Annotated in this window: 14 protein-coding genes; 3 read left to right on the top strand and 11 right to left on the bottom strand. The window is 40.8% G+C overall.

Annotated features, from left to right (window positions below):
* Positions 1-11 precede the first annotated feature (11 nt).
* The 9 genes from pabC to yceD form a co-directional block, all read right to left on the bottom strand.
* A complete protein-coding gene (gene pabC / locus SB028_RS07540) occupies positions 12-839 on the bottom strand; it encodes an aminodeoxychorismate lyase (protein ID WP_069368118.1) in 828 nt (275 codons plus the stop codon).
* A 134-nt stretch (positions 840-973) separates the two neighbouring features.
* A complete protein-coding gene (gene fabF / locus SB028_RS07535) occupies positions 974-2,215 on the bottom strand; it encodes a beta-ketoacyl-ACP synthase II (protein WP_069368117.1) in 1,242 nt (413 codons plus the stop codon).
* A gap of 74 nt (positions 2,216-2,289) precedes the next feature.
* Positions 2,290-2,526, bottom strand: coding sequence for an acyl carrier protein (gene acpP / locus SB028_RS07530; protein ID WP_004247087.1), 237 nt, complete (start codon positions 2,524-2,526; stop codon positions 2,290-2,292).
* 157 nt (positions 2,527-2,683) lie between these two features.
* Positions 2,684-3,418 carry a 3-oxoacyl-ACP reductase FabG gene (gene fabG / locus SB028_RS07525; protein ID WP_318860052.1) on the bottom strand — a complete coding sequence of 245 codons (735 nt, stop codon included), beginning with the start codon at positions 3,416-3,418 and terminating at the stop codon, positions 2,684-2,686.
* 8 nt (positions 3,419-3,426) lie between these two features.
* Positions 3,427-4,359 (bottom strand): ACP S-malonyltransferase, encoded by a 933-nt coding sequence (gene fabD, locus SB028_RS07520; RefSeq protein WP_069368115.1) that lies wholly within the window; start codon positions 4,357-4,359, stop codon positions 3,427-3,429.
* A 19-nt stretch (positions 4,360-4,378) separates the two neighbouring features.
* Positions 4,379-5,332, bottom strand: coding sequence for a beta-ketoacyl-ACP synthase III (locus SB028_RS07515; RefSeq protein ID WP_069368114.1), 954 nt, complete (start codon positions 5,330-5,332; stop codon positions 4,379-4,381).
* Positions 5,333-5,336: 4 nt separating this feature from the next.
* Positions 5,337-6,374 (bottom strand): phosphate acyltransferase PlsX, encoded by a 1,038-nt coding sequence (gene plsX, locus SB028_RS07510; RefSeq protein ID WP_074454081.1) that lies wholly within the window; start codon positions 6,372-6,374, stop codon positions 5,337-5,339.
* A gap of 24 nt (positions 6,375-6,398) precedes the next feature.
* On the bottom strand, positions 6,399-6,569 hold the full coding sequence (gene rpmF / locus SB028_RS07505; protein WP_006537252.1) for a 50S ribosomal protein L32: 171 nt from the start codon (positions 6,567-6,569) through the stop codon (positions 6,399-6,401).
* 5 nt (positions 6,570-6,574) lie between these two features.
* Positions 6,575-7,108 carry a 23S rRNA accumulation protein YceD gene (yceD, locus tag SB028_RS07500; protein WP_069368112.1) on the bottom strand — a complete coding sequence of 178 codons (534 nt, stop codon included), beginning with the start codon at positions 7,106-7,108 and terminating at the stop codon, positions 6,575-6,577.
* A gap of 141 nt (positions 7,109-7,249) precedes the next feature.
* On the opposite strand from yceD, the gene SB028_RS07495 reads away from it, so the two are divergent.
* Together SB028_RS07495 and SB028_RS07490 are read left to right on the top strand one after the other, a co-directional pair.
* Positions 7,250-7,849, top strand: coding sequence for a Maf family protein (locus SB028_RS07495; RefSeq protein ID WP_069368111.1), 600 nt, complete (start codon positions 7,250-7,252; stop codon positions 7,847-7,849).
* Positions 7,850-7,894: 45 nt separating this feature from the next.
* Entirely contained in the window at positions 7,895-8,296 is a 402-nt protein-coding gene (locus SB028_RS07490; protein WP_069368110.1) for a hypothetical protein, read from the top strand.
* 103 nt (positions 8,297-8,399) lie between these two features.
* Here the strand turns inward: SB028_RS07490 and rluC are convergent, their stop codons facing one another.
* The gene (gene rluC, locus SB028_RS07485; protein ID WP_069368109.1) at positions 8,400-9,353 is read right to left on the bottom strand and encodes a 23S rRNA pseudouridine(955/2504/2580) synthase RluC; all 954 of its coding nucleotides are present in this window, start codon (positions 9,351-9,353) and stop codon (positions 8,400-8,402) included.
* 531 nt (positions 9,354-9,884) lie between these two features.
* Between rluC and rne the strand changes: the two genes are divergently transcribed.
* Positions 9,885-13,334 (top strand): ribonuclease E, encoded by a 3,450-nt coding sequence (gene rne, locus SB028_RS07480; RefSeq protein WP_069368108.1) that lies wholly within the window; start codon positions 9,885-9,887, stop codon positions 13,332-13,334.
* Positions 13,335-13,518: 184 nt separating this feature from the next.
* Here rne and tmaR read toward each other — a convergent pair whose 3' ends face one another.
* Positions 13,519-13,857, bottom strand: coding sequence for a PTS system regulator TmaR (gene tmaR / locus SB028_RS07475; RefSeq protein WP_036937771.1), 339 nt, complete (start codon positions 13,855-13,857; stop codon positions 13,519-13,521).
* Positions 13,858-14,013 lie beyond the last annotated feature (156 nt).

The raw sequence follows: 14,013 nt of genomic DNA, 5'->3' as shown, positions 1-14,013 counted from the left end.
CTCATTACATTCTATTTAAGTGACGAACTGTGTTGTAAAACAACATGATAATAATCCCTATTAGGATAGAGATAGCACTTATCATCTGAAAAAGTGATTTGTGAAACGGGGATCACTGGCATCAACGCATTTGTTAACCATATTTCATCAGCCTGATAAAGTGTTTCAGGTTTTTCTCTCACAATATCGACTTCCCAATGTTTTTTTTGAGCGAATTGAAAAATAGATTGACGCATAATGCCATTGACTCCTGAATTAGTCAGATTGGGCGTAAAAAGCCGATTTCCTTTGCGCCAAAAAATATTCGCCGCATTAGCTTCAACTAAATATCCGTCATTATCACACACTAAAACATCATCAAATTCTGTTTTTTCTAAATGGTATTTGATAAGAACTTGTTCTAAACGATTGAGATGTTTGATCCCAGCCAACAAAGGGTTTTGCCCTAAGGTAACAGGACTTATCCCTAGCGATATACCGTCACTTTGCTGTTGAAGATAATGAGTAGGATAAGATGACAACGACATGATTACCGTCGGTGCTATAAATCCATGGGAAGAATATCCTCGCCCACCATAACCACGACTAATAATAATTTTAATAACACTGGGTGTTTGCGCCAGAGAGGCGATATCTATAACCTGCTTTTTTAGTTCAGACCAATTAGGATGAGGTAAAAAGAGCGTATTACAGCCTTGTTTTAAGCGATTTATATGTGCAGATAACAAAATGGGATCACCCTGCTTAACAGCAAGTGTTGTGAAACAGCCATCGCCAAACTGTATCGCGCGATCACTGGCATCTACATTTTGCTGCTGTTGTCCATTTACCCAATACATCTAACACACCTTACATCTATGTTATTGATATCAACCTGCACATGATAAAGCAACTGGCAGTAAAAGGACAAAATAAAAGACCCAGAATAATCCTGGGCCTTTAAATATTATTTCAACTTTCTACAAAAAACGGCTTATACGCGTTTAAAGAGAATTGAACCGTTAGTACCACCAAAGCCAAATGAGTTACATAGCGCATATTCCATGTTCTCAACTTTACGAGCTTTATGTGGAACAAAATCAAGATGACAATTTTCGTCTTGATTATCTAGGTTAATTGTTGGTGGTACAATTTGATCACGCAATGAAAGGATAGTAAAGATAGACTCAATAGCACCCGCAGCACCTAATAAGTGACCTGTCATCGATTTTGTTGAGCTAACTAACACATTAGTGCCTTTGCCAAATACGTTTTCTACTGCTTGTGCTTCAGCAACGTCGCCAGCATTTGTTGATGTACCGTGTGCGTTGATATAACCCACTTCTGATGAGGCAATACCCGCATCTTTCAGTGCATTTGTCATTGCCAGCGCACCACCTTCGCCATTTTCTGCTGGTGAAGTCATGTGATAAGCATCGCTGCTCATACCAAAACCAACCACTTCAGCATAAATTTTAGCGCCGCGGTTTTTAGCGTGTTCATACTCTTCGAGAACAAGAACACCCGCACCATCACCTAATACAAAACCGTCACGATCTTTATCCCATGGGCGGCTAGCTGCTTGAGGGTTATCGTTACGTGTTGATAATGCACGTACAGCACCAAAGCCCCCTAAACCTAATGGTGTGGTTGCTTTTTCGGCACCGCCTGCCAGCATTGCATCTGCATCACCATAAGCGATAATACGTGCAGCATGTCCAATATTATGAACACCTGAAGTACACGCTGTTGCGATAGAGATTGTAGGGCCACGAAGACCATACATAATGCTTAAATGCCCTGCAACCATGTTAATGATGGTTGAAGGTACAAAGAATGGGCTAATTTTACGAGGGCCACCATTCATCATCGATGTATGGTTTTCTTCGATAAGGCCTAAGCCACCAATACCAGAACCAATAGCAGCTCCAATACGACTTGCATTGGCTTCTGTTACTTCAAGACCTGAATCCGCAATGGCCTGCACACCAGCTGCAATACCATATTGAATGAAAAGATCCATCTTACGCGCGTCTTTACGCGAAAGATTATAATCTTCATGATTGAAATCTTTTACCAATCCAGCGAATTTAGTCGCATGATGACTGGTGTCAAAATCTTCGATAAGGCCGATACCACTCTGTCCGGCACACACAGCTTCCCAAGAAGCTTCTGCGTTATTACCGACAGGAGATAACATGCCTAGTCCGGTCACAACTACACGACGCTTAGACACGCTTATCCTCCAAGGAGGGAAAAAGTTTAGGATTAAAAATATAGGCGGTCGAGTGACCGCCTAGATTAGCAAGCTTATTTACCTGCGTTTTCAACGTAATCAATAGCAGCTTGAACTGTAGTAATTTTTTCTGCTTCTTCGTCTGGGATTTCGATATCGAATTCTTCTTCCAGAGCCATTACCAGCTCAACTGTGTCAAGAGAATCAGCGCCTAAGTCATCAACAAATGAAGCTGAATTTACAACTTCTTCCTCTTTAACACCCAGTTGTTCAACAATGATTTTCTTAACGCGTTCGTCGATAGTGCTCATACTATTAAATTTCCTATCAAAACTCGCTTGCGCGATGATTTTCTTAGTTTATAAATACAGGAAAAGATCTAACCAATCCCGACTGTGTGGACTACTTTATTCGCTATATTTTGCATTATATTGTACGCAAAAAGCAAATATAAAGACGTCCCCATAATTAGATCATGTACATGCCACCATTGACATGCAATGTTTCACCCGTGATATAGCTTGCTTCATCAGAAGCCAAGAAAGCTACAGCACTGGCAATCTCTTTGGCATCACCTAAACGGTTAGCAGGGACTTGAGATAAAATACCTGCTCTTTGGTCTTCTGTTAATGCTCTAGTCATATCAGTTTCGATAAAGCCTGGAGCAACAACATTCACCGTAATGCCACGGGAAGCAACTTCACGTGCTAATGATTTACTAAAACCAATCACACCCGCTTTTGCCGCCGCGTAGTTTGCCTGTCCTGCGTTACCCATGGTTCCAACAACAGAACCAATAGTAATTATACGACCATAACGTTTTTTCATCATAGCACGCATAACTGCTTTAGACAGACGGAAGACTGATGAAAGATTAGTGTCGATGATATCTTGCCACTCATCATCTTTCATGCGCATCAACAGGTTATCACGAGTAATACCTGCATTATTGACCAAAATATCAATTTCGCCAAATTCAGCACGCACATCCGCTAAAAATTTTTCGATAGAGTCGTTTTCTGTGACGTTTAACACAAAACCCTTACCCTTATCACCTAAATATTCGCTGATAGCTTGCGCACCGTTTTCACGCGTTGCTGTACCAATTACTGTCGCACCGCGTGCAACTAAATCTTCTGCAATCGCACGGCCAATACCACGGCTTGCACCAGTAACTAGCGCTACTTTTCCGTCAAATCCCATGAGATCCCTCAGTCATTTCCTAATGCAGCATCTAATGATGCAATATCATTAACTGCTGCAGCGTTCATTTCTTTAGAAATACGTTTTGTTAAGCCAGTTAATACTTTTCCTGGTCCGATTTCTAATAGTTGTGTGATACCTTTTTCAGCAATAAGTTCAACCGTTTCAGTCCAGCGAACTGGATTATAAAGCTGGCGAATTAGCGCATCACGGATTGCATTTGCATCCGTTTGGGCTATCACATCAACGTTATTAACAACCTGAATTTCAGGTTGTTTAAATTCGATTTCTTGTAACGCAACCGCAAGCTTATCAGCGGCAGGTTTCATTAAAGCACAGTGGGAAGGCACACTTACCGCTAATGGTAATGCACGTTTAGCGCCCGCTTCTTTACATAACACACCCGCGCGCTCTACGGCTTCTTTGTTACCCGCAATAACAACTTGACCTGGTGAATTAAAGTTTACAGGAGAAACCACTTGTCCTTGCGCAGCTTCTTCGCAAGCTTTTGCAATAGCATCATTATCTAAACCGATAATCGCATACATTGCCCCCGTCCCCGCAGGCACTGCTTCCTGCATCAGTTGACCACGTAGTTCTACCAGTTTAATTGCAGCAGAAAAATCAATGACGCCTGCACACACTAAAGCAGAATATTCGCCAAGACTGTGACCTGCCATCATTTGTGGCATTTTGCCTTGTTTTTCTTGCCACACACGCCAGATAGCAACAGAAGCGGCTAATAATGCTGGCTGTGTTTTCCATGTTTTGTTTAGCTCTTCTTCAGGCCCATTTTGAACTAAATCCCAAAGAGAATAACCCAATACATCAGATGCTTGAGCAAATGTTTCAGTCACGATTGGATATTGCTCTGCAAGTTCTGCAAGCATTCCAACAGCTTGTGATCCCTGTCCGGGAAAAACCATTGCAAAATCAGTCATGTTTATTTTCCTGATAATATTAAAAACGGATAAGTGCAGAACCCCAAGTAAAACCGCCACCAAACGCTTCCAGTAAGATTAACTGACCACGTTGAATGCGATTATCTCTTACAGCTTCATCTAATGCTGTTGGGACTGATGCTGCTGACGTATTGCCGTGGCGATCTAATGTCACCACTACTTTATCCATTGTCATATCCAGCTTTTTCGCTGTCGCTGAAATAATTCTTAAATTTGCCTGATGAGGCACAAGCCAGTCCAGTTCAGATTTATCAATTTTGTTAGCTTCAAGTGTCTCATCCACAATGTGGGCAAGTTCACGAACTGCGACTTTAAAAACTTCATTTCCTGCCATCGTCACGTAAGCAGGTAAATCGTCATTTTCTCTACTCTGATAAGGTAATGCTAATAGTTCACCAAAACGTCCATCAGAATGTAAATGGGTAGAGATAATGCCTTCTTCTTCTGATGCACCCACAACCACAGCACCAGCTGCATCACCAAATAGGATAATCGTGCCACGATCTTCGGGATCTAACGCGTGAGATAATCTGTCAGCACCAATAACCAGCGCTTTTTTAACAGAGCCCGCTTTAATAAATTGATCCGCAATACTTAATGCATAAACAAAACCTGAACATGCAGCTGCAACATCAAAAGCAATACAGTCATTAATCCCTAATGCATTTTGAATTTGGCAAGCCGCGCTTGGAAATGCATGTGAACCAGATGTCGTTGCAACAATGATCAACCCAATGTCTTGTTTATCAATACCTGACATTTCTAATGCTTTTTCGCCAGCACCCGCCCCCATCACGGCGACCGTTTCGTCTTCTGTCGCAATTCGACGTTCATGAATACCCGTTCTGGTAACAATCCACTCGTCAGATGTCTCAACCATTTTTTCTAAATCGGCATTAGTACGCACTTGTACAGGCAAGTAACTACCAGTACCTAAGATTTTTGTATACATTCTATCAATCGCTCTTGGGTAATACTGTTGTCAGTCGTGAAGCAATTCGCTCTGGAATTTTTCGCTCAACGGCATGAACAGCCTGTTCTATTGCTGCTGTAAACGCGCTTTCATTTGCGCCACCATGGCTTTTAATGACGATACCGCGTAATCCTAACAGAGAAGCACCGTTATACTGGTCGGGGTTCATATGTCCAAAACGCTTAATTAGCCGTTTTTGTAACCATTTCTTTAATAATTTCATCCACCACGACGTTTTTTTATTTTCGGTAGTAGAAGATTTAATCAATGAAAGGAAAACTCGGATAACGCCTTCCATTGTTTTAAGGGAGACATTACCTGCGAAGCCGTCACACACCAATACATCAGTTTTGCCTGTCAATAACTCATTACCTTCAACATAACCAATGTAATTAATATTCGGTGTTGATTTTAATACCGTAGCAGCTTCGCGAATATTATCTAACCCTTTACTTTCTTCTTCACCTATATTTAAAAGCGCCACTTTCGGTGAATCGATCTCTGCTATCTCTTCGGCCATTACTGCGCCCATTACCGCAAACTGTACCAGCATTTTGCTATCACAATTAACGTTAGCGCCTAAATCCAGAACAACCGTCTTACCTTTCTTCTGATTAGGTAATATCGAAACCAGTGCAGGACGTTCAATTCCATCAATCGCATTGAGTCGAAGTTTTGCTAATCCCATCAACACGCCAGTATTTCCTGCACTTACACAAGCCTGTGCTTCTCCTGTTTTCACAAGATCAAGTGCCACTCGCATTGATGTGCCTCTACTCGCTCTAATAGCTTGTGAAGGTTTGGCATCATTGGCGACAATATGTTCTGCGGGTATAACTTGTAAACGGGAGATTAGCTCAGCATTTTGATTTGCAAGCAGAGGAGAGATAGAGTCTGGTTGACCTACCAGCAATATTTTTAAATGAGGATTAGATGCCAGCGCCCGCAAACAAGCAGGCACTGTGATGCGAGGACCGAAGTCCCCGCCCATCGCATCTAACGCTATGGTTAGATTTGTCAAGGTATCAACGAGCTATAAAGCTAATTACTTGTTGATAACCTTGCGGCCACGGTAGTAACCGTCAGCAGTTACATGGTGACGCAGGTGAGTTTCACCAGAAGTTTTGTCAACAGAAACCTGAGTTACTGTCAGCGCGTCATGAGAGCGACGCATACCACGTTTAGAACGAGTTGGTTTGTTTTGTTGTACGGCCATTGACCTTACTCCTTAGTACTTTTCTTTAAACTGGCTAATACGGCAAATGGATTTGGCTTCTCTGATAATTCTTCAGGGAGTTCACCAAATACCATATCCGCGTCGGACACTTCACAGTGTTCAAAATCATGTACCGGAACTACCGGCAAGTTGAGGATTATTTCATCTTCAATCATCGCCAGTAAATCTATTTCACCAAATTCGTTTACATCGACTGGTTCATATTCTTCCGGTAATGCCTCGGCCCGTTCATCACTGACAACAGGGCTAAAACAATATGTTGCGTGAACATGATACGGAAAATGGCCACCACAACGTTGACACTCTAAAGTCACATCCACATCGGAATGTCCTTTAATCACGGCAAGACGCTGATGGTCAATATCAAATGATAAAACCACATCAATATTACTGTCCACACTGACCACCGATTCAGCTAAGCGGCTTACTTGCTCTGGAGAATAATGACCGTCATAGTCTAAATTCTTTTGAGCTGCTCGCAGCGCATCAATGGTCAGGGGTAATTTTACCTTTTGCATAAGGCGCGCATATTATCTTTGTAATGGAATATAGTCAAAGAAAAAGGCGGGTTATCTACACCTTTCCACCAAAATTCGCTTTATCAGCGGCGCATAGTTTAGAATGTCAGGCATCATTTTGCTACGGATTTTAAAAAAAATATGTTGCCACTCGTTCTTGCGTCTACTTCACCCTTTCGAGCTCAGTTGCTAAAAAAGCTTGGAATGCCCTTTATACAGGCATCTCCAGAGATTGACGAAACCCCGATACCCACAGAATGCGCTCAAGATCTTGTCAGTCGTTTATCCTATGAAAAAGCCAGCGCTTTACAAGCAAAATTTCCGCATCACCTCATTATTGGCTCTGATCAAGTTTGTGTACTGAATAAAAAGATCACAGGAAAGCCTCATAATTTTGATAATGCCTTTGCACAATTAAAACAAGCTTCTGGGCAATGCATATCTTTCTACACCGGATTAACTGTATATAATAGCCTAACTTTAGAGCATCAAACGCATTGTGAATTATTTCAAGTTTATTTTCGCCACTTAACTGATGAAGAAATTATCAGTTATTTAAATAAAGAAATGCCTTTCAACTGCGCGGGAAGTTTTAAATCAGAAGGACTAGGTATTACTCTATTTGATAAACTTGTCGGCGACGATCCAAATTCTTTAATTGGTTTACCACTTATCCGATTGAATAAAATGTTACTCTCGCAAAGAATAAACCCATTATTTTTCTCTGATGATCAAAAATAAATCTGGTCATCTTATTTTTAATCTTATGTAGCGATAAAGCGTATTATGAATAAATTAGCATCAGTCTTAACAGCTTTAGTGGTGGCAACAGCATTAGTGGGTTGTTCTGATGAAAAAGACACTGAAATTTCGACAACAAAAAACACTAACACGGTAATTACTATCCAAGATAGTGTCATTTCAGACAAAAAAGATGACAGCACATCCTTATTCAAAAAGAATTTTGTCAGTAGCTGCATATTAGGTTCGGGTATTACTGATGATGCGCTCATCCCTCAAATTGCCGAAGTATGTGAATGTACTTACGACGGTATTATTAAAAATTACGGAATTACAGAATTTATCCGTGTAGATATGGAAATGCGCAAAAATGGTTCAAAATCACTGCCTAAAGAGTGGAATATTGATAAAGTCGTTGAACAATGCATGACAAAAGTGGAAGGTTAGCCCAATTTGCTATTCGCTTTTTCGTGTTTTAAGAAAAACAATACGCCCAGCTAACTGGGCGCATTGGGTATTCAGGTTTTCTGTCGAGGCAAAAACGTTAAACTTAAGATTTTTGGCTACGTAATACTTGCAAACAATGGCGTAACTGATTATCCATTGGCGCTTCAATGCGCATTTGCTCGCCCGTTGAAGGATGAGTAAATGTTAAAGAACTTGCATGTAAAAATAAGCGGTTAAGCTTTGTTCCTACCAATTGCGAATCAAAATCACGATCACCATAACGATCATCAAAGGCAATAGGATGACCAGCATGTAATGTATGCACACGAATTTGGTGTGTTCTTCCTGTCACAGGACTTGCTTTTACAAGTGTGGCAAATTCAAAACGTTCTTCAATCTTAAAACGTGTTTCTGAAGGTTTTCCTTCATTGCTCACTTTAACCACACGCTCACCACTTTGGAGAATATTTTTCAATAAGGGTGCCTGAACAACTTTAGTGTGAGATTGCCACTGACCACGAACTAAAGCTAAATAATCTTTTTGCATCTGCTTTAAGCGTAATTGTTCATGCAAAGCACGCAATGCTGAACGTTTTTTTGCTATTAACAAAACACCTGATGTATCCCTATCAAGACGATGTACAAGCTCTAAAAAACGGGCTTCTGGACGCAGAGCACGTAAACCTTCAATTACACCAAAACTTAATCCACTTCCCCCATGTACTGCTGTACCAGAAGGTTTATTGATGAGCATTAAGTGGTCATCTTCATATAAAATACAATTTGCCAACGCTGAAACTTTATCAAGTTTTGGTGATACAGCGATTTCTTCTTTTTCCGATACTCGCACAGGAGGAATACGGATACTGTCACCCGCATTGAGTTTGTATTCAGGTTTAATTCGCCCTTTGTTAACTCGAACTTCCCCTTTACGGATAATTCGGTAAATCATACTTTTTGGTACACCTTTTAAGCGTGCCAGTAAAAAATTATCGATACGCTGGCCTGCTTCATCGCCATCAATGGTGACGAACTGAACTTGATTAAATGATTTCATAGTGGCGATTCTTTGGCTCTCTTAAAATAAAAATAACAAACAACTTTGTGGTGTACAAAATAACATCAAATCTGTCGTCTATTTTAACCTGAATAATGGGAAAAAGACGAAACATTAGCTAATCTCTCATATTTATACAGAAAAAGTCACCAAAGCAGAAAAGTCATCTTGCTATAACCCTAACACCAATGGAATAATGCAGACTCTCCTGATTAAGTTTATCAGGTATATTTATGAAAATTTTGTTTGTTTGATTTTCAAAATGCAGCAATGGCGTAAGACATAGTCGAAAATCAAACAATTTAGTATGCCATAAATACATCGCTTATTGAGTTGAAACATCGTGTTCAATTAAAGAGTGCTGAATTTTTGAACTAAAAATCAGACTCACCGACATATTGCACCTCTATACAATCGACAACCGTGAGGTTGACGCATTTGTAAAAGACACGAGGTCATCGGTTATCAATAGTGTAATTACGTATGTTAGTGGCACATTATAAAACGTGAAAATAACGAGTAAGTCACAATATGAAAAGAATGTTAATTAACGCAACTCAGCAGGAAGAGTTGCGCGTTGCCCTTGTTGATGGGCAACGTTTATACGATCTGGATATCGAAAGCCCCGGTCATGAACAGAAAAAAGCGAATATCTATAAAGGTAAAATTACGAGAATTGAACCCAGCTTAGAAGCCGCTTTTGTTGATTATGGTGCGGAACGCCACGGTTTCCTTCCTATAAAAGAAATAGCCCGCGAATACTTTCCTAGTAACTATCACTCCCATGGTCGTCCTAACATCAAAGATGTCTTAAAAGAAGGCCAAGAAGTTATTGTTCAAGTTGATAAAGAAGAGCGTGGTAATAAAGGTGCGGCATTAACCACTTTTATCAGTCTTGCTGGAAGTTATTTGGTATTAATGCCAAATAATCCTCGGGCAGGCGGTATTTCTCGTCGTATTGAAGGTGAAGACCGTACTGAACTCAAAGAAGCCTTATCAAGCCTTGAAATCCCAGATGGTATGGGTCTCATTGTACGTACAGCAGGTGTTGGTAAATCTGCCGAAGCGCTACAACAAGATTTAAGCTATCGCCTAAGACACTGGGATGCAATTAAGAAAGCCGCTGAGAATCGCCCTGCCCCATTCTTAATCCATCAGGAAAGTAATGTCATTGTTCGCGCATTCCGCGACTACTTACGCCCTGATATTGGCGAAATTTTAATTGATAACGCAAAAGTCGTTGAAATGGCGCGTAGCCATATTGAAGCGATTGGCCGTGGCGATTTTGCGAGTAAAATTCGCCATTACACAGGTGCAGTACCTTTATTTAGCCATTACCAGATTGAATCACAAATTGAATCTGCATTTCAGCGTGAAGTTCGTCTTCCTTCTGGTGGCGCTTTAGTTATTGATACAACTGAAGCATTAACAGCGATTGATATCAACTCTTCACGCTCAACCCGTGGCGGTGATATCGAAGAAACGGCATTTAATACTAACTTAGAAGCCGCTGACGAAATTGCACGCCAATTACGTTTACGCGACTTGGGTGGTTTAATTGTTATCGACTTTATTGACATGACACCCGTGCGCCATCAGCGTGAAGTTGAAAACAGAATGCGCGAAGCGGTTCGCCAAGATCGTGCCCGCATTCAAATTGGACGCATCTCTCGCTTTGGTTTATTAGAGATGTCTCGTCAACGTTTAAGTCCTTCATTAGGCGAATCTAGCCATCACGTTTGCCCGCGTTGTTTAGGCACCGGCACGATTCGTGATAACGAATCACTGTCACTTTCTGTGTTACGTCTTATCGAAGAAGAAGCACTTAAAGAAAATACACATGAAGTTCATGCGATTGTACCTGTTCAAATCGCCTCTTATTTGCTTAATGAGAAACGTAAAGCTGTTACAGACATTGAACTACGTCAATCTAATGTCAAAGTGGTTATTGTGCCTAATGACCAAATGCAAACACCACATTTCTCTGTTATTCGTGTACGCAAAGGCGAAGAAATTACCTCTCTGAGCTACAACTTGGCGCAATTCCATGAAAGTCAGTTAAATGAAGCAGAGGACGATGTTGTTACAGAGCGTAAAGCGCCTGAACAACCTGCTATTTCAGCCTTTGGATTGCAAGAAGAAGAGACAACAGAAGCAACGAAAAGTAATAAAAAAGCACCTCAGCCTCAAGCTAAACCTGTTAAATCAGAACCAGCTCAAAGTGCAGGTTTCTTTGCCTCTATCGCAAAATTCTTCTCTAACTTATTTAGCAGTGAACCTGCGCCAGTGGTAACTCAAGAAAAACCACAAGAAAATAAAAAAGAGAATAACGACAATCGTCGTGAACGTCGCAATAACAATAATCGACGTAACACCAATAATCGCCGCGACCGTGATAACGATCGTAATCGTGATAACGCAAATAACGAAGACAATCGCAAACATCGTAATCAAAAATCACAATCAACGCCAACGACTGAAGTGAGTAGTGAACAAGAGATTGCGGAACGCGAAGCTCGTCGCCAACAGCGTCGTGAACAACGTGCTGAACAGCGTCGTCGCCAAGAAGAAAAACGTCAACAACAAGAAGCCGCTAAAGCACAAGCTGCGCTTGCTGAAAATGACACCGTTGCAAAAAATAGTGCTGATGAGAAGAAAGAAGAGCCTCGTCGCCCTGCTATGCAACGCCGTAATCGTCGTCAGCTAACACAATCTGTGCGTGTGACTGACAATGATAATGCATTAGCCGTTGTACCAGCGGTGACTGAAAAAGCGGTTTCTGAGCCACCAGTTTCAACATCACAAACCAAAGTTGCGCCAACTGAAAAATCCGCACCTAAAGCCGTCGCTACTGCAAAAATTGAAGCAAATGAAGAACAAACTGTAAAAGCCTTACCTGATGCAGCTAAACCACAAGATGACAATAAAAACGAAGATAATAACGGGCAAGATAATGTTATGCCACGTCGTTCTCGCCGTTCACCTCGTCATTTACGTGTAAGTGGCCAACGTCGTCGTCGCTATCGTGATGAGCGGACTTTAACAGTATCACCAATGCCTCTGACAATGGCGGTTGCTTCTCCTGAACTTGCTTCAGGTAAAGTCTTCATTCGCTACCCAATCACACCAGTAAGTGATGCACCATTTATTGAAAATAGTGTTGAAAACAACAGTAACGCGTCTGTTGAAAACCACATTATTACTCATAAAGATCCACAAATGGTAGCCATCGCGCCTGCGGTTTCAGAAGCTATTGTTGCTGATATTGCACAGGAAAGTTCTACTGAATCAACTTATTCTGTCACCGTTAGCACTGAATCAACCACTGAGGCTGTCGCTGAAATTATTGCCGTAGAGCCACAAGAAGTCGCAGCTGAAACTAATAACGTCGTAGAAAACAACGTTATCAGTGATGTAATTAATGAGGTAAATACAGAAGAGCACGTTACTCGTAAAGAGAATATTTCAGCGGTACTCAATACCACTGAAGCTTATTTGCATGAAACTTCACAACAAACTGAAACTAATACCGCACCAGAAGAAGTTGAACAAGATACTGTTGCACTTGTAGAGCGTGAGGTATCAGCGCCTCAACCTGTTGAAGCAGTAATAACAACTGAAGAACCTGTTGAACCACACAAAGAAGTTGCTGTTGAAACTGTGACTGACTCTGTTACTGAAGCGGTTACTGAAAATCAGCAAGAAGAAAGCGTAAGCCCTGCCGTGGAAGTTGAAACAGTAACAGAGAGCAAGCCAACTGCGCTTGTTATTCGTCAAGCGCCTGTTGTAGCTGCACGCCAACTACATGCAAGCTCACCAATGACAAAAGCGCCAGCTGCTGATGAGTCGCCTGTGGCAATTGAAATCAAAGCGTGGGAAGCACGTCCAGCTTTTGATAAGAAAGGCCGCACAGGTGCAGGTGGACATTGTTCTACTAATCACGCTTCATCAGAGATGACGAAAGCTGAAAGTCAAAACTGATAACAAACTGTTATTAAAAGTATCCTAATAATACTTCTAAATTGAGAACCCACCTTTGAGTGGGTTCTTTTTTTTGATAATGACGAGTCAATTAACTTAGTGCTTATTCAGCCAACAATAAAATAAAAAAGGCCCCTGAATATTCAATTCAGAGGCCTTTCATTTCTTATTCTTAGTCAAGCAATTAATCTTTTAGATCAGGGAGATTTTTAATTTCACCCATCGCTTTTAACTGCTTAGATAATTCACGGCGCTCTTTAGAGAGGTCAGCATTTTTAATAATGTAATCGTCAACACGATCGTCATAGTCACTACGCATATTAGCAATAATGCCTAGTACATCTTCAATCGACATACCCGGTTTAATGTATTCACTTAAGTTGTCTAACAAAAGAACACGTTTTTGGTTATCACGGATCTTTTTCTCATTGTCAGTGATCTCACGACGGATTTTGTTTTTACGACGATACATACGCACAAACTCCAGTACGTTTTGGAAAGACGGCTTGTTTGCGTTATCCATTTCCTACACCTTTACAATTGATATTTAAGATAAATAGTTCTGTTTAAGATTATCGCTTAATCGTGTCAATAAACAAGCGAAGTTTACAAATTTAATTGATTTCACTTAATTAACAATTAATTAGGATGATATGCATTAATAAATATAGTTAACATT

This window comes from Proteus vulgaris, assembly GCF_033708015.1.
In the GTDB taxonomy this organism is placed as follows: Bacteria; Pseudomonadota; Gammaproteobacteria; order Enterobacterales; family Enterobacteriaceae; genus Proteus.
Note: the sequence above shows the minus strand (reverse complement) of the source record. Positions and strands in the feature narration are given on the sequence as shown.

What these genes read in the sequence shown, in the direction of transcription:
- pabC (WP_069368118.1), bottom strand. Translation starts at nt 839, where the DNA reads ATGTATTGGGTAAATGGACAACAGCAGCAAAATGTAGATGCCAGTGAT.
- acpP (WP_004247087.1), bottom strand. Translation starts at nt 2,526, where the DNA reads ATGAGCACTATCGACGAACGCGTTAAGAAAATCATTGTTGAACAACTG.
- fabG (WP_318860052.1), bottom strand. Translation starts at nt 3,418, where the DNA reads ATGGGATTTGACGGAAAAGTAGCGCTAGTTACTGGTGCAAGCCGTGGT.
- fabD (WP_069368115.1), bottom strand. Translation starts at nt 4,359, where the DNA reads ATGACTGATTTTGCAATGGTTTTTCCCGGACAGGGATCACAAGCTGTT.
- SB028_RS07515 (WP_069368114.1), bottom strand. Translation starts at nt 5,332, where the DNA reads ATGTATACAAAAATCTTAGGTACTGGTAGTTACTTGCCTGTACAAGTG.
- rpmF (WP_006537252.1), bottom strand. Translation starts at nt 6,569, where the DNA reads ATGGCCGTACAACAAAACAAACCAACTCGTTCTAAACGTGGTATGCGT.
- yceD (WP_069368112.1), bottom strand. Translation starts at nt 7,108, where the DNA reads ATGCAAAAGGTAAAATTACCCCTGACCATTGATGCGCTGCGAGCAGCT.
- SB028_RS07495 (WP_069368111.1), top strand. Translation starts at nt 7,250, where the DNA reads ATGTTGCCACTCGTTCTTGCGTCTACTTCACCCTTTCGAGCTCAGTTG.
- SB028_RS07490 (WP_069368110.1), top strand. Translation starts at nt 7,895, where the DNA reads ATGAATAAATTAGCATCAGTCTTAACAGCTTTAGTGGTGGCAACAGCA.
- rluC (WP_069368109.1), bottom strand. Translation starts at nt 9,353, where the DNA reads ATGAAATCATTTAATCAAGTTCAGTTCGTCACCATTGATGGCGATGAA.
- rne (WP_069368108.1), top strand. Translation starts at nt 9,885, where the DNA reads ATGAAAAGAATGTTAATTAACGCAACTCAGCAGGAAGAGTTGCGCGTT.
- tmaR (WP_036937771.1), bottom strand. Translation starts at nt 13,857, where the DNA reads ATGGATAACGCAAACAAGCCGTCTTTCCAAAACGTACTGGAGTTTGTG.